Raw genomic sequence first — 25,911 nt, forward strand, 5'->3', positions numbered from 1 at the left:
TCAAATGGCTATTCTACGTTTGATTGGTTTTGGAAAAAAAGAAGAATTTAAGAAAGTGCTAGCAATTTTAAGAAAGAAAAAGCCTGATAGGACAAGGATCCTATGAAATTTGTCGTGTACAGAGGAATAAATCAATCAAATCAAGGAATCCAAAGACTCCTTGATTTGAGATGGGGACACTATTGTGGATTATTTGATCATCTCTAATAATATACGCTGTGCATTATGTGCTTCTTGCCCTTCAGCAACTTGCGCACGTAACCATGTACCATCACTTTGCAGTAACCACGCTTGCTGATTATCCTTTAAATAATTCAGTAAACCTTGCTGATAAATGCGTTTTTTCAATGCTGCATCTTCAATCGGGAAACAGGCTTCCACACGATTGAACAGGTTTCGATCCATCCAGTCTGCACTTGAACAGTAAATCCGGCTATCTCCTCCGTTCAAGAAGTAATAGACACGGGTATGCTCAAGGAAACGTCCAACAATGGAACGTACCCGAATATTTTCAGACAGATCAGGTAAACCGGGACGCAGGCAGCAGATTGAACGGATAATCAGATCAATTTGTACACCGGCTTGCGATGCTTCATATAATTTATTGATCAGTTGCATTTCCGTTAAGGCATTCACCTTGACAATAATTTGCGCAGGCTTGCCGGCTTTGGCATTGGCAATTTCATCATCAATAAAATTAATCAGCTGAGCATGCAAGGTAAAAGGAGCATGCAATAACTTTTTCAGTTTTGCCATTTTCCCCATACCGGTTAATTCCTGGAAAATGCGGTGCACATCTTCACAAAGCTCTTTGTCTGTGGTCAGCAAACCATAGTCAGTATAAATACGGGCATTACCAGCATGGTAGTTACCGGTACCTAAATGTACATAACGCACCAGCTTATTATTTTCACGGCGTACCACCAGAATCATTTTGGCATGGGTTTTATAACCGACAATGCCATACACGACGACTGCTCCAGCTTCTTGCAGTACATTCGCTACTTCAATATTGGATTCTTCATCGAAACGGGCACGGAGTTCAATTACCGCTGTCACTTCCTTGCCATTACGTGCTGCTTCCGCCAAGACCTGAACAATTTCAGAATCCGGACCACTGCGATATAGCGTTTGCTTGATGGCTAAAACTTGTGGATCACGTGCCGCTTCACGTAACAAGTTAATGACTGGGGCAAAAGATTCAAACGGATGATGGAGTAGAATGTCCTGCTTCTGCATGGCAGAAAAAATATTTTCAGACTTTCTCAGCACTTTCGGAATAATAGGCGTATGTGAATCATAGCGTAAATGTGGACGCTTAAAATTGGACAATAACCGTGCCAAGTTAACCGGGCCATCAACCTTATACAGTTGCTCTTCTTCCAGATCAAACTCATCCAGCAAATAGTCATAAATATGTTTCGGGCAATTATGAGTCACTTCCAGACGTACCGCACGACCAAAACGACGCGAGTTCAATTCGCCTTTTAAGGCCTTGGCCAAATCTTCCACATCTTCGTTTAAAGCGAGATCGGCATTTCGGGTGACACGGAACTGGTAACAGCCGGTTGCTGTCATGCCCGGGAACAGGTCTGAAACATGCTCATGAATAATCGCAGACAGCATCACATGATGCTCTTTCCCGCCAGTAAGTTCATCCGGCAAGCGCACGACACGGGGCAATGAACGCGGTGCAGGCACTACGGCCAAATCAATCTGACGGCCAAAAGCATCTTTACCTTCCAGAGTCACAATAAAGTTGAGGCTTTTATTGACTAGCCGTGGAAAAGGATGCGCCGGATCAAGACTGATTGGCGTCAGTACCGGCGCCACCTGCTCCTGAAAATATTTTTTGATCCAAGCCGACTGTGCCGGAGTTAATTCGCCGCGACGCAAGAAACAGATGTCTTCTTCACGCAGTTTAGGCAAAATTTGTTCATTTAAAATACGGTATTGGCGGTCAATTGCCTCATGCGTGGTTTTGGAAATAATATCCAGCACCTGCTTCGGAGTTAAACCGTCTGGACTACGACTTTCATTACCCAAGTCCAGTTGCTCCATCACGCCGGCAACGCGAATTTCAAAAAATTCGTCCAGATTACGCGAGAAAATCAGTAGGAAATTCATCCGGTCAAGCAAAGGATGTAAAGGATCGACCGCTTGTTCCAATACCCGCAAATGGAAGTCGAGAATAGAAAGCTCACGATTAATGTAGCGATCATTATATGTATATTCTATTTGCGCCGGAGTCGTATTAGCAGCCGTATTCATACCCTAACCTATGATTATTCGAAAGTAGTCCGTATCTTCATAAGTATGCTTCAAATTTATGACAATTTCATAAAAAAAAGCCCAAATCACTGGGCTTTTTGAAAATAAATCCTAAATTAGGGAATATGGCTATAACGCATATATTTTTGAATCATGCGTTTACGATATTGTAATTTTTTATCATGTTGATGATCTTGATAATATTTAGGGTTAGGTAAAATGGCTGCTAAGAATGCCGCCTGTTCACGACTCAGGCTTCGCGCACTTTTGCCAAAATAATGCTGGGTAGCGGCTTCTATGCCATAGATATTGTCACCAAATTCTACCGAGTTGAGATAGACTTCCAGAATGCGCTGTTTTGACCACATGCGTTCCATCATCCAGGTGGCAACCGCTTCCTGTCCTTTACGCAGGAAGGAACGCTTATTGTATAAAAACAGGTTTTTGGCCAGTTGCTGGGAAATGGTTGAACCGCCTGCGACCACTTTACCCTTGTCTTTGTTACGTTCTAAGGCGAACTGCATGCCTTCCCAGTCGAAACCTTTATGCTGCAAAAACTTTCCATCTTCCGCAGCAACCACGGCATGTTTCATATAATCACTGATCTGATCATAATCACGCCACTCATGTTTAATCGGTTTCGAAGGTTCGGACCAATAATCCAGACGCATCATCATGGTGGTATCCACCGGATGGGTGCGCCACCACAGCAAACTTGAAAAAATCCACAGTTGAACCAAAAGCACCAGACTGACAAGTATTAACAAACTACGAACAATAAAAGCTTTCATGTCAGTGAGTTACTCCAAAAATCTGTTTTTTTTCGTGCTAAGCTGGATGCTGAATATAGCAAAGATTATAAAAGAATAGCATGGCCGAACTTTCTCCCCCTCCCATTCGAACTAAACCCGAGGTTCATCTTTGGTGGCTAACGGCAGTTTTTATTGCCATCAATGTCGGTTTATTTCTCTGGCAAGTCCTGAGTGGAGTCAATATTACGACTCCAAGTCTGGTCGATGCGATTCATTGGGGTGCTGATTATGCACCTTTAACCTTTTTAGAGGAACCCACTCGCCTGTTTACAAGCATGTTTTTTCATTTTGGCCTGATCCATTTAATGCTAAACATGTGGGCACTGTATATTTTTGGCAGTGTGGCTGAACAGCTGTTAGGCCGGTTTTATTATCTGGGACTTTATATTCTTGCCGGTCTGATGGGCAGTTTACTCAGTGGTTTCATTGATATTCAAAATACCTTTGCACTCTTGCAAAGCAATGATCCTAAGTTTCTTCCCACCGTCAGTGCCGGTGCATCGGGTGCCGTGATGGGTATTGGCAGTGCATTGACTATTTTATCCCTACTCCCCCTATTACCGAAACAACGTTTTATTCTAGATAAAAAAAGCCTGCTGATGATTATGGGCATCAATTTGTTGATTGGCTTTACCATCGCCGGAATTAACAATGCCGCACATATTGGCGGCATGTTGATGGGTGCGGTGCTGACAGCAATCTGGTATGTGGGACAAAGAATACATAAACCGAATTTGGCTTTTGTAGTAGGCATGGCAGTAGGCATCATCAGCTGTTATTTGCTGTATGCTTACTGCATGCAGCAAGTGCAGATTCTGGAACCAGTCTGGCGGCAAATATTAGCCGCTATGCGGGCACAACTGCATTTTTAATGCCCTGAATTTTGTCTACTGAAGATGAATCTGCTATTGATTCATCTCACGTAAACTTTGCAGTGGCGGAATATCACACAGATAACTCAAACGATAACGTCCAATCAGCGCGCACAGTAGCGTCATCAGTATGGGTAAAATCAGCCAGATTTGCCAATGGGGCTGAATCAGCAGATTCATTTTATAACTGGCAATGGCGCTGATGACTTCGGCAAACAGGCAAGATACGATTCCTGCCATGAATCCCATAAAACCAATTTCCAGGGTCATCATCTGCTTAAGTTTTTGTTTGGAACTGCCGAATGAACGTAGCAAAGCCACTTCACGTTTACGCTCATCCATCAACAGGTTTAAACAGGCTATTAACACCAGAATACCCGAAACACTGACCAACAGTGCCAGAATGGTAACAATTTGTACAAGGACATTCACCAGACGTTTGACCTCATCCAGAATCTGGCTAACATCAATAAAAACGGTGTTAGAGAATTGCTGAATCAGCGCAACCATCTGGTTTTTATCCTGTTCCGGTACATAAAAACTGCCTAAATAGCTACCCGCATTTTCATCCATAGTTTTGGGGGCGAAAATAAAGAAAAAATTCGGACTAAAGCTTTCCCATTCCACACTGCGCAAGTTCACTACTTTGGCCTGAATCAATCCTTCAGGCAGGCTGAAAGTCAACCGATCGCCGATTTTGATGCCCAATTCCTCTGCAATTTTGGCTTCAACCGACACCTCACCAGGATGTTTCAAGGCTGCTGTGCCCTGCACAATGATATTGTCAGCCGGATATTCGGTGGTTTGAGTTAAATTCAGTTCACGGCGTAAAGAATTGTTGCTTTTGACCAGATCTGCTGCAAAGGGCTGATCATTCTTCGCCACCAATCGGCCACGAATATTGGGATATAAAGGCGTACTTGGCCATCCATGTTGCTTAATCTGAGCTTTAAAGGCTGGCATATCAAACGGTGGCAGGCCATAAACAAACTGATTCGGTGTGCCTGCAGGCAATTGCTGCTGCCAACGTTCCAGCAAATCTGTCCGCAACACGGTTAACACTGTCATCAGACTCAGGCCCAGTGCCAGAGCAGTAATTTGAAAAGCTGTTTGATACGGCACCCGCACATAGGCTGAAATTGCCCCTTTCAGGTTTTTGATGAACTTTAAACAGCCCCAGATCAATACATAGAGCAGTGTACACAGCAGTACAATCGCCCCCATTACCCAAGCAGTGAGCAAGATATTTTCTGTCAATACGATACTGAACAGGGCCAAGCTGGCTGTGCCCATGATTAACATCCAGAGCATGGATTGTACTGACTTTTCTTGCTGGCGAATGACCCGAATCGGCGGGGTATTGAGCAATTGCCATAAGCTGGGCACAATGAATCCCAATAGCACCACTGCGCTGGTCAGCATGGCAATCGGTAATGGTCCCAGCAGCATCTCTCCTGCTGAAAATACAATCTGTAAATTTGGAATCAGTTGCAGCATCAATTGCAGCAAACCGTAACCCAAAGCGACACCCACCAGACTGCCAATCAGCATGGCGACCAGCAAAACCACGGCCAGCAAGGTAAGATAGGCATTGAGAATCTGTCCTCGTGTCGCACCGATACAACGCATCAATGCAATATTGTCCTGATTTTGTTGTACATAACGCTGGCTGGTCAGAGCAATCGCAATCCCGCACAGCAAAATGGTCAAGATATTGCTCAGTTGCAGGAAGGTATCCAGATTGGCAATCGGTTTCATTAAACGACTATTGCTTTCGCTGGCATTTCTTAACCTGAGACTATTCTGCTCATCCTGTGTTGGTGCATCGAGTGCTGTTTTCGGCAAGGTCGCGTGCTGCTGTTGCTTAAAATCTTGTTCAAACTGCTTGGTTTGCTCGGGATCACCCGCCATTAACAAACGATACTCGGCACGGCTCCCCACCTGAATGGCATTGGTTTTGGCTACATCATTACGGGAAATAATCACCGTCGGTGAAAAACCAGAAAAACCCATTTCCTGATTGGAATCATACACAATTTTTGCCGTGACCTTAAACTGTCCATCCGCGATATTGACCCTATCACCCAATTTAACATGCAATAAATCCATGGCACGTGGGCTCATCCAGACCTCACCGGACTGGATGGTTTGGGCCTGGGGCAGCACCTGAAACTCGCCGCGTAAGGGAAATGCCTGATCGATGGCTTTGACATTAACCATGACAAATTGATCATCGGTACGCGCCATTGAACTGAAAGCGGTGACTTGGGATAGTTGCAGTTTTAATCGTCTGGCCTGATTCTGCCACTTTTGTTCCAGTGGCTGATTGTCGCTCAGCACCAGGTCAGCTGCCAGCATTTCTGCTGCCTGTAAGGCTACGGCATTCTGAATCTGTTCATTGCTAAATTTCAGCGCAGTGGTGGCACTAATCGCCAGGGTCAAGGCAATAATCAGCAGATAAACACCCGTACTTTTAAAGCTTTGCGTCAACAAGGGCCGAAATAATCGATTCATTTCAGTTCTCTCCCGAGCCATGTTCGATCAAATGGCCATCACGCAACTCAAAATGACGCTGGCATTGCTGGGCCAATGTTGAATCATGAGTGACCAGCACTAGCGTGGTGCCAAACTCACGATTCAGCTGAAACAACAGTTGTTCAATTTCATTGGCGGTTTGCGCATCCAGATTACCGGTTGGTTCATCGGCAAAAATAATTTGTGGATCGCTGATTAAAGCACGGGCAATCGCTACCCTTTGCTGCTCACCACCAGACAAGACTTTGGGAGTTTGGGTGGCCTGACGTTCCAAGCCGACTTTTTTCAGTAAGGCTAAAGCCTTTTTTTCCGCTGCAGCAAAGTTAAAATTTTGCTGTAAGCGTAGCGGTAACATGACATTTTCCACCGCCGTTAAGTGCGGTAGCAGCTGAAAGGACTGAAACACAAAACCGATATTTTTTAAGCGCACCAGCGCACGCTGTTCTTCATTCAATTCGCCAATCGATTGCCCACATACCTGCAATGTTCCTGAACTGGCCTGATCCAGCGTGGCCAGAATACCCAGCAAGGTCGATTTACCCGAGCCGGATCGTCCGGTAATCGCTACCTGTTCACCACGATAAATATCAAAGCTTAGATTTTCAAAGATGCTGAGCTCTTTTTGGGCAAATTTTATCTTTTGGCTAAGCTGCTGTGCAGAGATAATCACTTGTGGCATGATGGAATGGTCGCTATTAACGTAAGTCATAAAATTCCTATATGCAAAATCGCAATCTGAAAACTCTTGTATGGGCTTGCCTGGCCATGCTCAGTCTGGGTCTTAGCCCGGTCATGGCATCTGCGAAAACCATTATGATTGTGGGTGACAGTATTAGTGCAGGTTATGGCCTACAGGCAGGGCAAGGCTGGGTAGCATTATTACAGAAACGTCTAGACCAACAATATCCGAAACAGCATAAAGTGGTCAATGCCAGTGTCAGCGGTGAAACCACCAGTGGTGCTGTGGCGCGTTTACCGAAATTGCTGCAAACACATAAGCCACATATTGTGGTGATTGAACTGGGCGGAAATGATGGTTTGCGCGGTCAGCCACCGCTGTTGATTCAAAAAAATCTGGCAACTTTAGTGCAGCAAAGTCAAAAGGCAAAAGCAAAAGTGATTGTTTTTGGAATGAAAATCCCACCCAATTACGGAACAGCTTATAGCAAAGCCTTTGAAAAAAATTATAAGATTGTCAGTCAACAACATAAGGTAAAATTGTTGCCGTTCTTTTTAGAAGGGGTTGCTGGCAAAAAAGACCTGATGCAAACCGATCTGGTTCATCCCAATGCATCTGCCCAAAGCATCTTGTTGAACAATGCTTATCCCTATATAAAAGGCGCTTTATAAAGCGCCTTTTATGAATCATGCTTTTTGCTTTTTACTTAAAAATCAAAGAAAACCACTTCACCCGTTTCAAGTGAATACTCTGCACCTACTACTTTTAATTTGCCTTGGACAATTAGATTTTCCAATACCGCAGACCCGTGACGCAACTGATTCACAGATGCAAAAACGTTGGAACGTACTGCATGTTTAGACAGTTTATCCAGATCATCTTTAAGTTCAGTCTGCATTAAAATTTCAACTGAAGGACGTACGCGGTTGACAATAGACATCAAGTTTGCTGATGGGGGAGCTGCTGGATTGGTCAAGGCATCAATGGTGGAATGAATGGCACCACAATGCGTATGACCCAATACGATCACTACAGGGCAATGAAAGCTTTCTGCTGCAAATTCGACACTTCCCACTTGAGATGGCGCAACAATATTACCCGCTACACGAATAACAAATAAATCACCCAGCCCCTGATCAAATACCATTTCAGCCGGTACGCGGGAATCTGAACAGCCTAAAACAATCGCAAATGGGTCTTGGCTTTCGGCCATTTCTGCGCGCTGTTGGTGAGTCAAAAGCTTCAAATGGGTTGTTTCACCGTTTACAAAACGCTGGTTCCCTTTTTTTAAACGATCCAAAGCTTCTTCTGCTGTTAGCATGCTGGTCTTCCAATGTTTTAAGTTGCAATATTTTAATGCCATCAAAACCGAAAGTCACTTGCAAAAAACATAGCTCTACAGTTTATAATGACCTGAGAAAATATTTTTATTTAGCTTCAAAAAATGACACGGTTCACATTTTTAAAGCTTTCAGGTTACCGAGTTCAAAAAACAATTCAGTGACATTTCTTTAATAATACTTACAATAAACTACAGACATTTTAAAAAAATTAAATGCTGTCTGAAATTAAATATTTTTATTCCTGATTTATAAATATTATCGTCATGAGTCTTCAAGGATGATCGTCAATGACACAGCCTGGTTCAAATTTTGCTCGATTTGTACGCAACCTCTGTTTGGTGAGTGCCTGCAGTTTTACAGGCATGACTATGGCTCAAAACAATAAAGTGAATATAGAAAAAATAAATTTACAAAACTATCTGATCCAGGAGCGCAGTGAAGCGGGTTTAAAAGCTAAAACCATTAAAGTCGGTGAGATTACCTGGGCCTATAATGAAGGGGGTTCACGGCAAAAACCGACCATTCTGCTCATTCATGGTTTAGCCGGAAATCGCGACAACTGGAATCGGGTGGCTCATTTTTTAACGCCTTACTATCGTGTGGTGATTCCCGACTTACCCAATAATGGTGAAACCAGAACACCTGAAAATTTTGATGCTTCTGTACCCAATGTAACAGAAAACTTGCGTCGTTTTGTCGAAGCCATTGATGTCGAAGATAAGTTGAATGTGGCCGGACATTCCCTGGGTGGATCGATTGCCACTGTGTATGCATCACAATATCCGTTTGATACGCAAAGCCTGTTTCTGCTCAATAGCGCCGGTATTTATACCCAGGCCAATACCCGTTATTCTAAAGATCCGCTGACCCTGAAACAGCTGATTGTGTCCAAACCTGGCGATCTTGAACAGGTGATGCATCAGGTCATGCAAAATCCACCCAGCTTACCTAAGGCCGTAAAATCTGCCCAAGAGAACTACCTGATTACTCAGGCAGCAAAGAATGGCAAACTGATTGATCAGCTGGTGGCACTAAACCGCATTTATACGCCAGAATCCTTTGCCCGTCTGACTCGAACGGTGGAAGCACCTACCCTGATTCTTTGGGGTAAACAGGACAAGATTATTAATGTCGAAGTGGCAAATGAATTAAAATCGTTATTGAAACGCGCCGAGGCTCCTGTCATTCTTAACAATGTGGGACATATGCCAATTTTGGAAGCAGAGCAGGAAGTGGCAGCACATTATTTACCTTTTCTTGCCAAAACCCAGAAGATGAAAAACCCGCTTGCGGATAAACTTATTCCATTAAATTAATTTTTTCGAGACAGTATGCAAAAACATCCGATGATTGAGCAGTTAATTGAAGCTCATCTTGACTTTTTAGAACAAGAGTTTTCACATACTGCCACGATTGAAACCGAATTCCTGAATTTTTATCAATGGTTTAGAAAACAGCCACTGCAACAGATCTGGTCCTTTGAGCAAATTAATACACTTTTGCAAAAGCAGATTTTAGCCACGCCAGCGAGTAGCTTTTTGATTGAACAAATCGCTGAGCATCTGCATTTTGCCTTGGTTCATCCGCTTAATGAAGATACTAAAATCGCGGATGTCATTCCGGTTTTAACCATCGACAAAATTGCCCAATATGTCGCGGGCAAAAGTGATCACCGTCAACGCTTGATTAAAAAGGTGGTCAATAATCCTGCTTTTTCCGCCATGATTACCCAGCTCATTCAGCACTCCATTCAAGACTATATGGATAATTCAGTCATGGCCAAACGGGTGCCTGGCGTGTCGCGTTTTATGAAAATGGGCAAATCGGTGTTAGAAACAGTGACCGATTCAAATCTGGATGAAACCATTGCACATTATTTGCAAAAGAATATTTTAAAACTGAGCCAAATGAGTGAGCATGTTCTGAATCAGCACTTTGATAACGAAAAGCTCTATCATTTCCAGGCCAACCTTTGGCATAAAGTCAAGGATATGCCTTTAACGGTACTGAAAAATTATATTGAAGTTCAGGATCTCGGTAACACGGTGAATTTAGGCCATGAAATCTGGGATCACATCCGTCAAACGGATTACCTGAAACAGCAGGTTCATGATGGTGTCTATGCCTGGTATATCCGCAATCAGGAACGCCCTTTTGATTTATTACTGCGTGATCTGAATATTGATGAAGCCCTGATTCAACATGAATTGCAGCAGTTGCTGGCACCTGTCGTGCAAAAACTGGTTTCATCTGCCTATCTACGTGAACGTGCCAGAGCCTATTTAGAGAAATTTTATTATGCCGAAACTGCACAGAAAATTTTAAATCTTGATGCTTAATAAGAACTATATAAATAAAAAAGTCGCATGATGTAGCTTTCTTATCCCCCATATAAAAAATAACCTCCATTCTGGAGGTTATTTTTTGAAATTATTCGGTCTTATTTAAAATAAGCACCTTCGGTGTTGCTGTGGTCGGTTTGGTCAACCACACGCATCAATTCAGGAACATGCTGTTTCAAGGTGGTTTCTACACCCTGTTTTAACGTTAAATCAATTGATGAACAACCCTGGCAGCCACCACCAAATTTCAGTACTGCAGTTAAACCGTGTTCTTCATCTTCAACCACTTCAACCAGTGCACAGTTACCACCATGTCCTGCAAGTCCCGGGTTAATTTCGGACTGAAGCACATAAGTGATACGTTCTTCTACCGATGCATCCGGACCGACACGTGGTACTTTTGAATTAGGTGCACGGAAGGTTAATTGACCGCCAAAACGGTCTTTATTGTAATCAATTACAGCATCCAGCAAATACGGAATTGACGGAGTATCAATAAATGCCGGGAAATCCGGGTAATCCTGTTTATAGTCGGTTGGCACAACTTCGTCAGGTGCACTATATGCCATGCAACATTCAGCACGTGGCGTACCAGGATTTTCCACAAAAACACGCACCCCAATACCGGGTGTGTTTTGCTTTTCTAACAAATCCTTTAAATACTCTTGAGCAGTCGGAGTAATCAATAAGTTTGGAATCTCTTCTACAACTGCAGTGCTGGTGTTCTCAGTCGACATAACAATTTTTCCTCAAGCTGAAGTGTCCATTTTAACTGAAGATGCGGGGTAATTTCATAAATTCAACTAAAATTGTCGGATTTATTGTGAAAGTTCCACTTAAGCTGCCATTTAATGGCATTATGAACGATAAATTTTGAAATGTAGAACTTGCTTTTATGTTGGATTTACCTTTTAACCATACCGTTACACTAATTCTTATTACCGTTATTATCTCGCTGATTGCATTTTCAAACCAGAAAGTCATGAGCCGACTCATTTTCTGGCCACCCGCGATGCAGCGTGGACAATATGATCGTTTTATTACCCATGGTTTTGTGCATGCAGATGGGACTCACCTGTTATTCAACATGATTACCCTGTTCTTTTTTGGCAGCGTGATTGAAAGTTTTTATCGGCAATATATGTACGATCTAGGCTTTGTGCTGTTTTATTTGGGCGGGCTGATTGCAGCAATTATTCCAAGTTATTTAGAACATAAAAATGATCATCGCTGGGCCAGCTTGGGTGCCTCTGGTGCAGTGTCTGCGGTCCTTTTTGCCTATATTCTGTTTGAACCGTGGAAATTGATCTTTGTGTTTTTTATTCCCGTACCGGCGATTATTTTTGCCGTCCTGTATGTCGCTTATAGCGTCTGGTCAGGTAAACGTGGTAATTCCAATATCAACCATAGTGCGCATTTATGGGGCGCAGCTTATGGAGTAATCATGACCATCATTATTGAACCACGGCTTATTGGCCACTTTTTGAATAAATTGATGCAATTTCCTTTTTAAGGATATTGAGAAGGATAGAATCACCCTGCATATATGCTTAAAAATTGCAGGTTTGCGCAATAAGGCGTATTGCTGACATTTAACTATTTAGGAGCGCAATGCTCCTTTTTTATTGTTTATTTCTAAAAGAATATTTACATAATTTTGTCATTAAATGCTACCCCTCAAATCAATTTGGCATAGATAATGTAGACATCTGTATATTAATGCGCAAAAAAAAGAGATCTTTTGCATGTCCACTTCATTAAATGGTCTTCAATTCCCGATTAATCCCACCAGCAAAAAGGCCAGTACCTCACAAACAGGCAAAGAAATTATTGCTGAAGCCCTGTCTATAGTCGACAACAAGTCTTCCATGTATGCACTTGCCGAAAAAAATTGGCGCAAGAACTATCCTATTTACTTCAAGGCCTTGGTGGAACAAGGCATTCACACCATCAACAACTCTATTACCATTGCAAAACAAGGCTTGCATAAAGCCCATCATAGCTTTGACTTTTATCGTGATGGTCAACGCTATTTATTGAAAGACATCATGAAAGATGTTGATACCGCCACCTTGTATACCATTCAGCTCAAAGGTGAAAGTGATGCTGCACCAGAATGGTATGTCCCTTATAAAGGGCAAAAATTACAAGGCCAGGCTTTACTGGATCAAATCCAGATCTGGCAAGATGCAGGCATTATCGAATGCAGCCATGCCGATGCCCTGCGTACGGCACAGGCACATCCAGAATGGTTTGATCTTTCTGACCGTACCATGGTGCTATTTGGTGCAGGGTCTGAAGCCGGTCCGCTGACCTGGCTGGCACGCTGGAAAGCCAATATTGTCGCAGTAGATTTACCCAATACCCGGGTGTGGGACAGAATCCTCAACACCATTCAGCAAGGCAATGCCACACTTTATGCACCTTGCACGGAAAAACTGGCAGAAGATACTTCAAGTACAGTGCTGAAAGAAAAATTAGGCGCAGACTTGCTCACTCAAACTCCTGAAATTGCCCATTGGTTAAGCCAAAGTGAACGTCAGCTTGACCTGGCTGCCATTGCCTATCTCGATGGTGAAAAGCATGTCCGTGTTGCCATGGCCATGGACAGCATCATGGAATATGTCAGTGAGCAAAAATCGGATACCAGTTTGATGTTCATGTGCACGCCAACCGATGTCTATGCCATTCCGAAGGAAGTAGTTGAAGCATCTTATGACAAGTTCCAATGTCGTTCCAAAGTCCGGCAGCTTATGAGTAAAGGCATTTCAGCCGTTACCGCTAAGCGCTTTTTCCAGCAGAATCTACATATGCTCATTCCTTCCGACAATGGTCAGGAATATGGCATTGCGGACTGTCTGGTGGTCGAGCAAGGCCCAAACTATGCTTTGGCCAAACGGATCCAACAATGGCGTGCAACACTGGCGCGTCATTATGGACAACGGGTCAGTATCAATATTGCGCCGTCTACCACGACCCATTCAGTGACCAAAAATCCGTTATTGAAAGCGGCCTTTAATGGTGCCAGCCTGTTCGATGTGGAATCGTTTAGCCCTGAAACCACCAATGCCTTAATGGCTGCCTTATGGATTTATGACCTGCGTCATCCAGAGTCGGTTGCCAATCCGGAAACCCATCTGGATCATCCGCTGGAACTGATGATGAAAGGCGCCAACCATGGCGGATTGTGGCGTGTGCCTTATTTGGCCCGCACCGCTCTGCCTTTTGCCGCACTGTATGGCTTTGCCAACGAAAAATTGCCGATTAATAAGGTGCTACGCAAGTTAAAGAAATAATCACAAAGCTTCCCCTCTTCTTTAGGAAGATGGGAAGTATGGCTTTAAACCAAGGTGCAAGTGAAGGTCAAACAAAAACAAATGAAGGATATTTGCAGTTTGATTTTCTTTTGATAATAAAACACTGAAAGACATAAAAAAACGCTGCAATTGCAGCGTTTTTTGTTTCTAACAGAAGTCTTAAACGAACTGTAAGAATAGCCAGTACAAACCACCAGATAAACAGATGGTCGCTGGTAAAGTGAAGACCCATGCCGATAAAATCGTACGTACCATTTGCAAATTCAAACCTGATTTATTGGCTACCATGGTACCTGCAACTGCACTGTTCAAAACGTGTGTGGTTGATACCGGCATACCAAAACCATCTGCTGCAGCAATAGTAGTCATCGCAACAAGTTCGGCTGACATGCCTTGACCATAAGTCATATGGTTTTTACCAATACGTTCACCTACAGTGACCACAATACGTTTCCAGCCCACCATCGTACCCAGACCTAATGCCAGGGCAACAGCCACTTTCACCCAGGTTGGAATGTACTGCAGGAATGAATCCAGGTTTTTACGATATTCTTTAACTAGCTTGCTTTGATCTTTTGACATTTCAGGAAGCTGCTCAGCTTTATCTAAACGCTTAAATGCAGTCGTGCTGAGATACATATCATTGCGGATCGCAGAAACTTCAGCCTCTGGAATAGTGTGAATATCACCATATTTGGCAACACGTTCGCCCAAATGATCTGTCAAGCTCGCTAAAGCAGGAACCACTTCAGGGTTCACTTCTTTGGTTTGAATATATTTGGTAATCACAGCACGAGCTTGATCATCCGTAATATTTTCATGCTGAGGATAAATAGCAGCAGCCGTTTGCTGAGACAATTGCTCAAAAGACTGAATATGTGCACTGTCTAAATTCTTATTTAAAGAATAAGCCAATGGTACACAACCAATCAAAATCAGCATAATCAAGCCCATGCCTTTTTGACCGTCATTTGAACCATGCGCGAAACTCACACCAGTACAGGTGAAAATCAAAATCGCACGAATTAAAGGGGGTGGCGGCTTGTTACCTTCAGGCGGATGAAAGAGCTCTAACTGTTTACGGAAGATTTTTTTCACCAGTAAAAACAGGACAGCAGCAAAAGCAAAACCGATCAGCGGAGAAAATAGCAGTGCTTTGCCTACTTTCATCACCTGTTCCATATCTATACCGCTTGCGCCAGCGCCTGAATGAAGCAGGTAGTTCATAATACCCACACCTAAAATCGAACCGATTAGAGTATGTGAGCTTGATGCCGGAATACCCATGAACCAGGTACCCAAATTCCAGAGAATCGCAGCAATCAGCATGGCAAAAACCATGGCAAAGCCTGCGCCAGAACCGACATTCATAATCAGTTCTACAGGTAATAAAGCAATAATGCCGTAAGCGACAGCACCACTTGCCACCATTACCCCTAGGAAGTTACAGAAGCCTGCCCACATTACGGCAACAGGTGCAGATAAGGCATTGGTATAAATAACAGTTGCGACTGCGTTGGCCGTGTCATGAAAACCATTAACAAATTCAAAGCCTAAAGCAATTAATAAAGCAGTCGCCAAAAAAATAACGGAATATAAACTTAATGCTGGCACATGCGCCAAATCGGTCGAAAGCTGAAAACCGATATACACTAAAGTTGAAATAATAACCGTGAGAAACACCGGCATAAAAAATTTCGGTGTAGCAACATGCACATTCGTCGATTTCGCTGGTGCTGATGGCACCTGATTTTGGACGGGAGGAATATTAGAATTCATGCAGACGGTTCAAAGGGATAATAAAATCCCCTTATTGTTCAATTTAATTGTGACAATTATATGACAAAGAGCTGTCATATAAAGCAGTTTTTCATACTTTATTTACTGTTATGCACTCACCAAAACCCATCAAATTATTTCACTTTAATAAAATAAATCAATTGGTTAGAGCACATAATTCACTGTTATTTATTTTGAAAATCAATGTTTCAGCTTATCTGATATAAATTCATATTTATTGTCATATTTGCTCCTGCCTATTGCCCATTTTCCATCATGCCTGATTAATATGACAAATTCGTGAAGCATTCCAAGCATTTATATTAGGGTCTGTTGACAATTCGTCTATGTTTGCGACTACGAGTATTTTTTAGAGGATACGAGGCGTGAAATACGAAATTTAGTCATTCTAAATGCGTAGTTCACAACGACGTAGCATCAAAAATACTCTAGTTCCTAGCTGCGCCTTGCGCTGCAAACAAAGCAGTGCTTTGTTCTGGCTCAGGTTGTGGCTAAAATTATCTCAGACTTCGTCATGAAATTTAAAAATGGAACCACCATTCTTTGCATTTCATTCCTTGTCTGCTCAATTTTAGCCTACAACGCAAGCCATTTATGAAATGTCAACAGACCCTCATTATACTTGGCAATAAATATGTCTAATTATTCAACAACCTAATATATAGTGCGTGCCCCTGGCCTGCGAATATCAATAAAACTGGATTGAATTCTGTTAATATATTTGCCGATTTTATATTCCACCGGATTGGGGTTATTTATGTCCACGCTTGCCACCCTAAAAGAGCTGCTCGCTCAACGGATTCTGATTATCGACGGTGCGATGGGCACCATGATTCAGCGTCACAAACTCGAAGAAGCTGACTACCGTGGTGAGCGTTTTGCTGACTGGGCATCTGACCTGAAAGGCAACAATGACCTTTTGGTGTTGACCCAGCCACACATTATCCAGGGTATTCACGAAGCTTATCTGGAAGCGGGTGCCGACATCATTGAAACCAACAGTTTCAACGGTACACGTGTTTCTATGTCGGATTACCACATGGAAGATCTGGTTCCGGAAATTAACCGTGAAGCGGCACGTATTGCCAAAGAAGCCTGCCAAAAGTATTCAACCCCAGACAAACCGCGTTTTGTTGCCGGTGTACTTGGGCCGACATCGCGTACCTGTTCGATTTCACCGAATGTAAACGACCCTGCTTTCCGTAACATCACCTTTGATGAATTAAAAGAAAACTATATCGAAGCGGCGCATGCGCTGATTGAAGGCGGTGCAGATATTCTGCTGATTGAAACCGTATTCGATACCTTGAACTGTAAAGCGGCGATCTTTGCAGTAAAAGAAGTCTTTAACCAGATTGGCTATGAATTGCCATTGATGATTTCAGGGACGATTACCGATGCTTCAGGCCGTACATTAACAGGCCAAACCGCAGAAGCATTCTGGAACTCGGTTCGTCACGGTGATTTGTTATCAATTGGCTTTAACTGTGCTCTGGGTGCAGATGCCATGCGTCCACACGTAAAAACGGTGTCTGACGTTGCCGATGTATTCGTATCTGCCCATCCAAACGCAGGCTTGCCAAATGCCTTCGGTGGTTATGATGAGACTCCGGAACAAACTGCTGCCTTCCTGAAAGAATTTGCCGAGAGCGGTTTAATCAACATTACTGGCGGCTGCTGCGGTACCACACCGGATCATATCCGCGCCATTGCCAACGCAGTAAAAGACATCAAGCCACGTCAGGTTCCTGAAACCAAACCAGCTTGCCGTTTAAGCGGTTTAGAACCATTTAACATCACAGAAGAATCTTTATTCGTCAACGTCGGTGAACGTACCAACGTCACCGGTTCGAAAAAATTCCTGCGTTTGATTCGTGAAGAAAACTTTGCTGAAGCATTAGAAGTCGCACAGCAGCAGGTTGAAGCCGGTGCGCAAATTATCGACATCAACATGGATGAAGGCATGCTCGATTCACAAGGTGCAATGGTGCACTTCCTGAATCTGGTCGCCTCTGAACCGGAAATTTCACGTGTACCCATCATGATTGACTCATCTAAATGGGAAATCATTGAAGCGGGCTTGAAATGCGTACAAGGCAAACCGGTCGTCAACTCGATTTCCTTAAAAGAAGGTTATGACGAGTTTGTCCATAAAGCACGCCTTTGCCGTCAGTACGGTGCAGCCGTGATCGTGATGGCATTTGACGAAGATGGTCAGGCCGATACTGCCGCACGTAAACGTGAAATCTGTAAGCGTTCATACGATGTTTTAGTGAATGAAGTCGGCTTCCCGGCTGAAGACATCATCTTTGACCCGAACGTGTTTGCTGTGGCAACTGGTATTGAAGAACACAATAACTATGCCGTGGACTTCATTGAAGCGACCGGCTGGATTAAACAGAACCTTCCGCATGCCATGATTTCCGGTGGCGTGTCCAACGTATCGTTCTCATTCCGTGGTAACGAGCCGGTACGTGAAGCGATTCACTCGGTATTCCTTTACCATGCCATCAAGCAAGGCATGACCATGGGGATCGTAAACGCTGGTCAAATGGCAATTTACGATGACATCCCTGCCGAATTGAAAGCTGCAGTTGAAGATGTCATCCTGAACCAAAACCAGGGTGAAAGCGGCCAAGAAGCGACTGAAAAGCTGCTTGAAGTGGCTGAGCAATATCGCGGTCAGGCTGGCGCACAAAAAGCTGTTGAAAATCTTGAATGGCGCAATGAGTCAGTTGAAAAACGCCTTGAATATGCACTGGTCAAAGGTATTACCACCTTTATTGATGAAGACACCGAAGAAGCGCGTTTAAAATCAAAACGTCCGCTGGATGTGATTGAAGGTCCACTGATGGACGGCATGAACGTGGTCGGTGACCTGTTCGGTTCAGGGAAAATGTTCCTGCCGCAAGTGGTGAAATCTGCCCGCGTGATGAAACAAGCCGTAGCTTGGTTGAACCCGTACATCGAAGCAGAAAAATCTGGCGGTGAATCTAAAGGTAAAGTGTTGATGGCGACCGTAAAAGGCGATGTGCACGATATCGGCAAGAATATTGTTGGCGTGGTATTGGGCTGTAACGGTTATGACATCATCGACCTTGGGGTGATGGTACCGTGCGAGAAGATTCTGCAAACGGCAATTGACGAGAAGGTTGATATCATCGGTCTTTCTGGCTTGATTACCCCATCTTTGGATGAAATGGTCTTCGTTGCCAAAGAAATGCAGCGTAAAGGTTTCAATGTACCGTTAATGATTGGCGGTGCAACTACATCGAAAGCGCATACTGCGGTGAAAATTGATCCGCAATATTCAAATGATGCCGTCATTTACGTAGCTGATGCTTCACGTGCGGTGGGTGTAGCAACTACCCTGCTGTCTAAAGAGATGAAACCTGCCTTTGTGGCAGAAACTCGCGCTGAATATGAAAAAGTGCGTGAGCGTATTGCCAACAAACAGCCGAAAGCAGCCAAACTGTCTTATGCAGAATCGGTAGAAAATGGCTTGAAAATTGACTTTGCAGCCAACGCACCTATGAAGCCAAACTTCATTGGTAGGCAAACACTGACCAATTATCCTCTGGAAACTTTGGTTAAATACTTTGACTGGACACCGTTCTTCATTTCCTGGAGCTTGGCAGGTAAATTCCCTGCAATTCTGAAAGATGAAGTTGTGGGTGAAGCAGCAACTGATTTGTATGAACAAGCGCAGAAAATGCTGAAAGACATCATCGACAACAAACGCTTTGATGCACGTGCGGTATTTGGCATCTATCCTGCCAACCGTTCAGGTGCAGACAGTGTTGAAGTCTATGATGAAACTGGCGCAACTATTACGCATACTTTCCAGCATATCCGTCAGCAGTCTGACAAAGTCACCGGTAAACCAAACTTGTCATTGGCGGACTTTGTTGCGCCTAAAGGTGTGGCGGATGACTACCTGGGTGGTTTCACCGTTTCGATTTTCGGTGCAGAAGAATTAGCAAATGAATACAAAGCCAAAGGCGATGACTACTCTGCCATTCTGGTGCAATCTTTGGGTGACCGTTTTGCCGAAGCTTTTGCAGAGCACTTGCATGAACGTATTCGTAAAGAGTTCTGGGGCAACCAGGCATCTGAACAGTTGTCGAATGAAGAGTTGATTAAAGAGAAGTATGTCGGTATTCGTCCTGCACCGGGCTATCCGGCTTGTCCTGAGCATTCTGAAAAAGCGCCGTTGTTTGACTGGTTAGGTTCTACTGACAAGATTGGTACGCAATTAACTTCAAGCTTTGCAATGTGGCCACCTTCATCAGTGAGCGGTTTCTACTATGCGAACCCTGAGTCACAATACTTTAATGTGGGTAAGATTGCAGGTGATCAGCTTGAGGATTATGCGAAACGTAAAGGCTGGACTTTAGATGAGGCGAAGCGTTGGTTAGCGCCTAATTTGGATGATTCGGTTCAGTAATTATTAGATGAATAAAAATCCCCTCATTCGAGGGGATTTTTTTATTTGAATCTTTTAATCCCCCTAAATCCCCCTTTGAAAAAGGGGGACTTTCAAGTATCAATAGAATCAAGAGAAAAACTGCTAAAAGTATATGTCGGAAATTTTTACAATTTATGATCATGAACCCCTAGCAATACAAGCTTAAATAGCAGGCTTTAAGTTTAACTCTAAATAATTCCGCACCTGATTACGTCCCTTTTGTTTAGCTAAATATAAAGCCCGGTCTGCCATACGAATGATGTGTTCTTTTTTGGCATTTTCCTGAGAAAGAGCTACCCCAAAACTGGCACTGGTTTTTAAAATTTTCCCTGTTTCCAGCTCAAATTCTTCCTGTTCAATAATTTTTCGGCAGCGTTCTGCAATCTCGATTGCCTGCTGCAAATTTTGATCTTTTAAAATCAGGATAAACTCTTCACCACCAAAACGCCCCACCACATCCTGTATTCGCGTTGTGGTAGATAAAATGGTGGCTACACGCTGCAAAACAGCATCTCCGGTTTCATGACCATAATCATCATTAATTTTTTTAAAATAGTCCAAATCCAGCAACACCACGGCATAGGTCGCTTTTTTCCTGCTTTCCAACGTGCTGAGCTGTTCCCCAATATAACGACGATTAAAGACATTGGTCAGCGCATCGGTCTGACTCATTTTTTTAATCTTCATTTCACGACGGCGCCACTGCGAGAGCAAAATTTCAAAAAATAAAATTGAAGTGAGCAAGATAGGCAGATAGACCTCAGCCATACTTTTGATCCAGAACGGATTATGATAAAACTCGCTATGTGTCAGGGTATCACTGAACACAGGTGCATAGCGAATGACCCCATTAAAAGTTAAATAGCTGATAACAATAGTAAAAATAGAAGCAAAAAGGGCGATACCATAGATCATTTTACGTGAATAATAGACCAGGCCAATCAGCACAATATTGACAAAACCGGCAATGGTTGCAGGACTAAACATACCCACGGTATAGCCTGCATAAATCATCACTGCACCAAAAAACACCGGTGAAAAATAGGCAATAAATTGACGGAATTTTGCATTGTGTTTATATCTGTAGCTAAGCACAATCATGCCGATAAAAACAATTAAGGTGGCAACTACCGTACTAATACGGACGAAAAAAAAGTCATGATTAATCCAGACCCGATTTTCTTCTGAATAGCAACTAAACAGATACCATTTAATCGCGCTGACTTGGCAAAATGCTCCAAAAAAGCAGAGCAATATGCCCTTGTCAAAATTGGACCAGTTAATAATTAAATTATCGGATTCAAATAGATGAAACTTGACTCTGCCCCAGGAATGAAAAGTCAGCCTGAATATTTTTCTAAAAAATTTCATGTTCGTTATTGTATCTTTATAATTTATAGATTTTTTATTAGCTCAAAATTATACCAAAAGTACAAAAAACAAACAATATATACTTATATCCTGTCGATAAACAGCACTCCATCCAAATGGTCCACTTCATGTTGCACAATTCGGGCAGGAAAACCACTCAAGGTCGTTTCTACCACTGTACCCTCTAAAGTGCAATAACGCAGCTTAATGCTTTCAGCACGAGCGACTTGCCCACGCTCATCCGGTACACTTAAACAGCCCTCTTCACCCAAAACCGTCAACTCAGATTTTTCTAGAATTTCAGGATTTACCATCACCAGCGCATCCATTTCAGGTGCATCGGGATAACGCGGGTTCGGACGTGAGGCCACAATAATGACCCGTTTTGACACATAGACCTGAGGGGCTGCGATCCCTACGCCGTTGCGCGCCAACATGGTGGCATGCATGGCTTCCGCAAGTTCTTTTAGCCAAGGACTATTCAACTCAGTCTTTGCCACTTCTGCCGCTGTTAACGTCAAAATGCTTTCACCACGTTGTGCAACAGCTAAAATGGTGCTCATCTATTTTTTCCTTACCCAGCGATAACGCCAGAATCACTATCTTTTTCAATTCAAAATTCTATAGAAATATTAACCTCAAAATGTGCTGGGTGATATTCAGTTTTAAACTTTCTATTGCATATTTATGAATGATTTATGCTGTTCGAAATGCTCAAACTTTTAAGCCCCTTTTAATTTTTCCTGATTATTATTTGCCAAATTTCTTTATCAATAAAAAATATGACAACTGCCCAACTCCTGCTCGGTGTGCTTTTTAGTTCTATAGGCTTAGGCTATTTTTTGTATGGGAAAAAGCAAAAAGCGGTCATGCCCTGGATCTGTGGCTTGGTTCTGATGATTTTCCCTTATTTTATAGAAAGTACTGGTCTATTGACCACAATCGGTGTTGTTCTATCTATTGCCCCCTATTTTATCCGGCTTTAATTGAGTGACAGATCAGAGTGATTTTATTGATAAAATGAAAATGCCGTGAGTTTTGAGCGTTCCGATGCGTTTAATATATAAAGACAGCTATCATCATGCAAAAGTTTGATTCATATTATTACAAGTTGATTGGCAGACTACATGAGAACGGAAAAAAGTGAGGTTATAGCGTTATTTAGCTAAAGATTAACTATAAAAAAAACCTTCAGTTGAAATAATGCTGATCAGTTAAGGAGTTTAGAAATAAACTCTTTAATTTTTTCGTAATTCATGGCGGAGTCTTACCGTTTTAAATCAAACTCTTGCAGCTCATTTGTTACTTTGGTTTCGCCCTGAGAAGCACTGCTTCGTAAGACCAAAGGCATTTGTCATCCGCAAAACTCGTCAACCACCATCAACCAGAAAATTCGTCGCAGAAACAATCATTTTTTTATGTAGTCCTGCCTCAAACAGTTGCGGATGACTTTCCCACATATCAAATACAGTCATGAATTTAAAAAAGAAAATGCCAATCAATTTCTTAACTGACTGGCATTACTTCAGTTGAAGAGCTTTTTATGGATTAAGCGACTAAACTTTTCTTTAACTCATCTTCCACAATCTGGATTTCCAGCTGGCTAAATTTGCGAATTTCTGTTTCGGCATGTTTTTCCAGCATAGCTGAAATCAAAGGGACTTTTACTTTGACATGCCAATTCAGACTAATGTGAATTTTCTGCTCATCTCCTGTCACCAGACGTTCGCAATTCGCTTCTAAAGGCATATTTGCACCCAAGGTAATATTTGAAGTTAATGCAGCTAAATCGGTAACATCGGTACGTTTGACTCGAAATGCATCTTTAAGGAATTTTTTCGCTATGTCTGGAATGTTGACATCCAAGTTATAGGCACGGCGTAAAGTGTAAATATCACCGCTTGTTTTCGATTCAATAATTTCCAGTTTTTCCCCGGGAATACGTCGGCATACTGCCTCGTGTAAGGCTGTATTTGCTACAAGTCGCTTGAACTGATCAATTGAAACACCCTGAATTGTAGAATTCACAGTAAAACGATGTGCCATATTTTCTAATCCTTTGTTTTTCTAGTAGTTGTTTTAAATTTTTCTAAACCATTCGATCATCACTGATCTAGCCTATTTTTATAGCTCTTTATTTAATTAAATCTTAAAGCTGTTGTCATTGACCCTCTATACCAAACTATTCAGCACGTATGCCACAATGAATGACTATTTTCTCGGCACAGCAAATACTGAGAAAATGCCCACGATATTCAATGATCGCATCAAACTGTTCAGCACCATCATCCAGACCTGTGGCAGTCCAGGTTGTGCCTTGAGGAAAATCCTGCAACCAGGCCGCTTTATAAAAGTCAGAAACAGAATCAAAGTTGAGATATTTTTCCGGCTCGGCTTGAATTCGGGCTGCCAGTTCGTCAAACCTGCGCAACTGATATTGAGTAAAGTCGATCAGCATGCATTACTCCTCAGGGTTTAAACACCTTTGAACTGAGTCAAAGCCTGTTTCTTTTTCACCTGCTCCCACTGCCACCAGCCAAAAGCTGCCAGACCAACAAAAGCCGCATACAAAGCAGCAGTTAAGAATAAGTCTTTATAAATAAACATGCCGACATAAACAATATCGACAAAAACCCACAACACCCAGGTGGCAATATGTTTACGGCTGGTCCAATAGGTGGCCAGCAGGCTAAATGCAGCCAGTTGTGAATCCAGCATAGGCACAGCGGCATCGGTAAAATGCTTTAGCGTTAAACCGAAAATTAAACCGCCAATCGCGGCCAGCAACATTTGGAAAATCACTGTTTTTGTGGCGATCGGCTCAATCCGAATTTCATGATCTTGCTGCTTGCCTTTCAGCCAGTGATAGAATCCATAAAAGTTCACCACGATGAAAAAGAGCTGCAAGATGGCTTCGCCATAGAGCTTGAATTGATAAAAGAGATAGGCATATAGTACAAAAGCTGCAAAGTTAAACCACCAGCACCACATATTGCGTTTAATGGTGAGTGTCACCCCAATCAGACTAATAATAACCGCAACAATTTCTAGAGGTGACATGACAATAATCAAACAGCGAATAGGTGTTGCTATTATGAAAAAAAAAGCCCTGAACGCAAGATAAATTATGTCTATTTTGTCTCATCCCTCGCCTATCAATACTGTGCTTTCACCTGCACATTGTGTCATTTCAAAAGTATTGAAAAATTTGCCTGCACTCATTTGACAGTTTTCTAACAAGCGTTTAAAACCTAAAAAAACAGTTCATCTGGAAAAATAACCATGTCACCACAACAAGGAAAAGTCAGTCGGGAAATTCGCGGGTCTCTGTTCCTGATTGGCCTCGACCGTACTGCCAAAAGAAATGCCTTTGATAGCCATATGATTCATGATCTGTCACTGGCCTTAACTGAATATGAAGATGACACGGAATTACGTTGTGCAGTTATTTTTGCCCATGGTGATCATTTCACTGCCGGACTGGATTTGGTTGAATTACAACCTAAACTGGAAACAGGCGTATTTGATTTTGATCATGCGCAAATTAACCCTTGGGGTACCAGCTCAAGAATACGCAAGAAACCGGTGGTTGTTGCCGTACAAGGGATTTGTTATACCGCAGGTATCGAGTTGATGCTGAATGCCGATATCGTCATTGCGCAGGACAATTGCCAGTTCTCACAAATGGAAGTACAGCGTGGCATTTTACCCTTTGGCGGTGCAACCGTGCGTTTTGTACAGGCTGCGGGCTGGTCCAAAGCCATGCGCTATTTACTGACTGGCGATCACTTTGATGCAGCAACAGCACTGGATTTAAACCTGATTAGTGAAATTATCCCTGAACCGCCATTACAACGTGCCATTGAACTGGCGGAACATATTGCCCAGGCTGCTCCACTGGCCGTTCAGGCAACATTAGCTTCTGCGAAAGAAGCAGCTGAACATGGCCCTGCAACTTCTTTTTCCCATTTCCAGGGCTTTGTTGCACAAAGATTTGAAATGCAAAGCGCCCCTAATTGAGCCAAATTTAAGGCGTAACTTGGGTAAGTGGTCGACCTAATTCCGTAAATCTATTAAGGACTGCTACACGTGCATGGATCT

At 42.8% G+C, this 25,911-nt stretch carries 20 protein-coding genes and 1 pseudogene; 9 read left to right on the forward strand and 12 right to left on the reverse strand.

Annotated elements, in window-relative coordinates:
- Positions 1–189: 189 nt before the first annotated feature.
- Together ppk1 and mtgA are read right to left on the reverse strand one after the other, a co-directional pair.
- Positions 190–2,271, reverse strand: a complete 2,082-nt coding sequence (ppk1, locus tag FTU91_RS10350) for a polyphosphate kinase 1 (RefSeq protein ID WP_180042939.1) — start codon at positions 2,269–2,271, stop codon at positions 190–192.
- A gap of 116 nt (positions 2,272–2,387) precedes the next feature.
- Positions 2,388–3,062 (reverse strand): monofunctional biosynthetic peptidoglycan transglycosylase, encoded by a 675-nt coding sequence (gene mtgA / locus FTU91_RS10355; protein WP_180042938.1) that lies wholly within the window; start codon positions 3,060–3,062, stop codon positions 2,388–2,390.
- A gap of 80 nt (positions 3,063–3,142) precedes the next feature.
- Between mtgA and FTU91_RS10360 the strand changes: the two genes are divergently transcribed.
- Positions 3,143–3,955, forward strand: coding sequence for a rhomboid family intramembrane serine protease (locus tag FTU91_RS10360; protein ID WP_180082104.1), 813 nt, complete (start codon positions 3,143–3,145; stop codon positions 3,953–3,955).
- Positions 3,956–3,988: 33 nt separating this feature from the next.
- Here the strand turns inward: FTU91_RS10360 and FTU91_RS10365 are convergent, their stop codons facing one another.
- Positions 3,989–6,469, reverse strand: a complete 2,481-nt coding sequence (locus FTU91_RS10365; RefSeq protein WP_180082105.1) for an ABC transporter permease — start codon at positions 6,467–6,469, stop codon at positions 3,989–3,991.
- 1 nt (position 6,470) lies between these two features.
- A complete protein-coding gene (locus tag FTU91_RS10370; protein ID WP_086195939.1) occupies positions 6,471–7,199 on the reverse strand; it encodes an ABC transporter ATP-binding protein in 729 nt (242 codons plus the stop codon).
- A gap of 11 nt (positions 7,200–7,210) precedes the next feature.
- On the opposite strand from FTU91_RS10370, the gene FTU91_RS10375 reads away from it, so the two are divergent.
- Entirely contained in the window at positions 7,211–7,840 is a 630-nt protein-coding gene (locus tag FTU91_RS10375; RefSeq protein WP_180082106.1) for an arylesterase, read from the forward strand.
- A gap of 35 nt (positions 7,841–7,875) precedes the next feature.
- Here FTU91_RS10375 and FTU91_RS10380 read toward each other — a convergent pair whose 3' ends face one another.
- Positions 7,876–8,490, reverse strand: a complete 615-nt coding sequence (locus FTU91_RS10380) for a carbonic anhydrase (RefSeq protein WP_086195941.1) — start codon at positions 8,488–8,490, stop codon at positions 7,876–7,878.
- A gap of 390 nt (positions 8,491–8,880) precedes the next feature.
- Here FTU91_RS10380 and FTU91_RS10385 point away from each other — a divergent pair, with 390 nt between their 5' ends.
- Together FTU91_RS10385 and FTU91_RS10390 are read left to right on the forward strand one after the other, a co-directional pair.
- Entirely contained in the window at positions 8,881–9,828 is a 948-nt protein-coding gene (locus FTU91_RS10385; protein WP_257221713.1) for an alpha/beta fold hydrolase, read from the forward strand.
- Positions 9,829–9,843: 15 nt separating this feature from the next.
- Positions 9,844–10,851 (forward strand): hypothetical protein, encoded by a 1,008-nt coding sequence (locus tag FTU91_RS10390; protein WP_180082108.1) that lies wholly within the window; start codon positions 9,844–9,846, stop codon positions 10,849–10,851.
- A 101-nt stretch (positions 10,852–10,952) separates the two neighbouring features.
- Here the strand turns inward: FTU91_RS10390 and nfuA are convergent, their stop codons facing one another.
- Positions 10,953–11,591: a Fe-S biogenesis protein NfuA gene (gene nfuA / locus FTU91_RS10395; RefSeq protein WP_086195944.1), complete on the reverse strand. Its 639-nt coding sequence runs from the start codon at positions 11,589–11,591 to the stop codon at positions 10,953–10,955.
- Between the two features lie 158 nt (positions 11,592–11,749).
- Here nfuA and FTU91_RS10400 point away from each other — a divergent pair, with 158 nt between their 5' ends.
- Both FTU91_RS10400 and FTU91_RS10405 read left to right on the forward strand, forming a co-directional pair.
- Positions 11,750–12,367 carry a rhomboid family intramembrane serine protease gene (locus tag FTU91_RS10400; RefSeq protein WP_166167542.1) on the forward strand — a complete coding sequence of 206 codons (618 nt, stop codon included), beginning with the start codon at positions 11,750–11,752 and terminating at the stop codon, positions 12,365–12,367.
- A gap of 232 nt (positions 12,368–12,599) precedes the next feature.
- Positions 12,600–14,150: a hypothetical protein gene (locus FTU91_RS10405; protein WP_180082109.1), complete on the forward strand. Its 1,551-nt coding sequence runs from the start codon at positions 12,600–12,602 to the stop codon at positions 14,148–14,150.
- Between the two features lie 180 nt (positions 14,151–14,330).
- On the opposite strand, the gene FTU91_RS10410 is transcribed toward FTU91_RS10405, so the two are convergent.
- Entirely contained in the window at positions 14,331–15,950 is a 1,620-nt protein-coding gene (locus tag FTU91_RS10410) for an inorganic phosphate transporter (protein ID WP_180082110.1), read from the reverse strand.
- A gap of 778 nt (positions 15,951–16,728) precedes the next feature.
- Between FTU91_RS10410 and metH the strand changes: the two genes are divergently transcribed.
- The gene (gene metH / locus FTU91_RS10415; protein WP_180082111.1) at positions 16,729–20,418 is read left to right on the forward strand and encodes a methionine synthase; all 3,690 of its coding nucleotides are present in this window, start codon (positions 16,729–16,731) and stop codon (positions 20,416–20,418) included.
- 183 nt (positions 20,419–20,601) lie between these two features.
- Here the strand turns inward: metH and FTU91_RS10420 are convergent, their stop codons facing one another.
- Positions 20,602–21,693: a GGDEF domain-containing protein gene (locus FTU91_RS10420; protein ID WP_180082112.1), complete on the reverse strand. Its 1,092-nt coding sequence runs from the start codon at positions 21,691–21,693 to the stop codon at positions 20,602–20,604.
- A 200-nt stretch (positions 21,694–21,893) separates the two neighbouring features.
- On the reverse strand, positions 21,894–22,373 hold the full coding sequence (def, locus tag FTU91_RS10425) for a peptide deformylase (protein WP_180082113.1): 480 nt from the start codon (positions 22,371–22,373) through the stop codon (positions 21,894–21,896).
- Between the two features lie 219 nt (positions 22,374–22,592).
- On the opposite strand from def, the gene FTU91_RS16465 reads away from it, so the two are divergent.
- Positions 22,593–22,796 carry an amino acid transport protein gene (locus FTU91_RS16465; protein WP_166167563.1) on the forward strand — a complete coding sequence of 68 codons (204 nt, stop codon included), beginning with the start codon at positions 22,593–22,595 and terminating at the stop codon, positions 22,794–22,796.
- 562 nt (positions 22,797–23,358) lie between these two features.
- Here FTU91_RS16465 and FTU91_RS10430 read toward each other — a convergent pair.
- The 3 genes from FTU91_RS10430 to pnuC all read right to left on the reverse strand — a co-directional run bounded on the left by FTU91_RS10430 (position 23,359) and on the right by pnuC (position 24,870).
- Complete coding sequence (locus FTU91_RS10430; protein WP_180082114.1) at positions 23,359–23,856, reverse strand: DUF2505 family protein; 498 nt, start codon at positions 23,854–23,856, stop codon at positions 23,359–23,361.
- A 136-nt stretch (positions 23,857–23,992) separates the two neighbouring features.
- Positions 23,993–24,268: a hypothetical protein gene (locus tag FTU91_RS10435; RefSeq protein WP_180082115.1), complete on the reverse strand. Its 276-nt coding sequence runs from the start codon at positions 24,266–24,268 to the stop codon at positions 23,993–23,995.
- A gap of 17 nt (positions 24,269–24,285) precedes the next feature.
- A complete protein-coding gene (pnuC, locus tag FTU91_RS10440; protein WP_180082116.1) occupies positions 24,286–24,870 on the reverse strand; it encodes a nicotinamide riboside transporter PnuC in 585 nt (194 codons plus the stop codon).
- 222 nt (positions 24,871–25,092) lie between these two features.
- Here pnuC and FTU91_RS10445 point away from each other — a divergent pair.
- Positions 25,093–25,776: pseudogene (locus tag FTU91_RS10445) on the forward strand (crotonase/enoyl-CoA hydratase family protein); the annotation flags it as partial.
- Between the last annotated feature and the right edge of the window lie 135 nt (positions 25,777–25,911).

Source organism: Acinetobacter sp. YH12201, assembly GCF_013418145.1.
Lineage (GTDB): Bacteria > Pseudomonadota > Gammaproteobacteria > Pseudomonadales > Moraxellaceae > Acinetobacter.

Excerpts from the sequence above, each read along its gene's own strand:
- mtgA (WP_180042938.1), bottom strand. The coding sequence starts at position 3,062 with ATGAAAGCTTTTATTGTTCGTAGTTTGTTAATACTTGTCAGTCTGGTG.
- FTU91_RS10370 (WP_086195939.1), bottom strand. The coding sequence starts at position 7,199 with ATGACTTACGTTAATAGCGACCATTCCATCATGCCACAAGTGATTATC.
- pnuC (WP_180082116.1), bottom strand. The coding sequence starts at position 24,870 with ATGTCACCTCTAGAAATTGTTGCGGTTATTATTAGTCTGATTGGGGTG.
- FTU91_RS10430 (WP_180082114.1), bottom strand. The coding sequence starts at position 23,856 with ATGGCACATCGTTTTACTGTGAATTCTACAATTCAGGGTGTTTCAATT.
- FTU91_RS10385 (WP_257221713.1), top strand. The coding sequence starts at position 8,881 with ATGGCTCAAAACAATAAAGTGAATATAGAAAAAATAAATTTACAAAAC.
- FTU91_RS10360 (WP_180082104.1), top strand. The coding sequence starts at position 3,143 with ATGGCCGAACTTTCTCCCCCTCCCATTCGAACTAAACCCGAGGTTCAT.
- FTU91_RS10435 (WP_180082115.1), bottom strand. The coding sequence starts at position 24,268 with ATGCTGATCGACTTTACTCAATATCAGTTGCGCAGGTTTGACGAACTG.
- FTU91_RS10380 (WP_086195941.1), bottom strand. The coding sequence starts at position 8,490 with ATGCTAACAGCAGAAGAAGCTTTGGATCGTTTAAAAAAAGGGAACCAG.
- FTU91_RS10400 (WP_166167542.1), top strand. The coding sequence starts at position 11,750 with ATGTTGGATTTACCTTTTAACCATACCGTTACACTAATTCTTATTACC.
- FTU91_RS10390 (WP_180082108.1), top strand. The coding sequence starts at position 9,844 with ATGCAAAAACATCCGATGATTGAGCAGTTAATTGAAGCTCATCTTGAC.
- FTU91_RS10405 (WP_180082109.1), top strand. The coding sequence starts at position 12,600 with ATGTCCACTTCATTAAATGGTCTTCAATTCCCGATTAATCCCACCAGC.
- metH (WP_180082111.1), top strand. The coding sequence starts at position 16,729 with ATGTCCACGCTTGCCACCCTAAAAGAGCTGCTCGCTCAACGGATTCTG.
- ppk1 (WP_180042939.1), bottom strand. The coding sequence starts at position 2,271 with ATGAATACGGCTGCTAATACGACTCCGGCGCAAATAGAATATACATAT.
- FTU91_RS10410 (WP_180082110.1), bottom strand. The coding sequence starts at position 15,950 with ATGAATTCTAATATTCCTCCCGTCCAAAATCAGGTGCCATCAGCACCA.
- FTU91_RS10375 (WP_180082106.1), top strand. The coding sequence starts at position 7,211 with ATGCAAAATCGCAATCTGAAAACTCTTGTATGGGCTTGCCTGGCCATG.
- def (WP_180082113.1), bottom strand. The coding sequence starts at position 22,373 with ATGAGCACCATTTTAGCTGTTGCACAACGTGGTGAAAGCATTTTGACG.
- FTU91_RS10365 (WP_180082105.1), bottom strand. The coding sequence starts at position 6,469 with ATGAATCGATTATTTCGGCCCTTGTTGACGCAAAGCTTTAAAAGTACG.
- nfuA (WP_086195944.1), bottom strand. The coding sequence starts at position 11,591 with ATGTCGACTGAGAACACCAGCACTGCAGTTGTAGAAGAGATTCCAAAC.
- FTU91_RS16465 (WP_166167563.1), top strand. The coding sequence starts at position 22,593 with ATGACAACTGCCCAACTCCTGCTCGGTGTGCTTTTTAGTTCTATAGGC.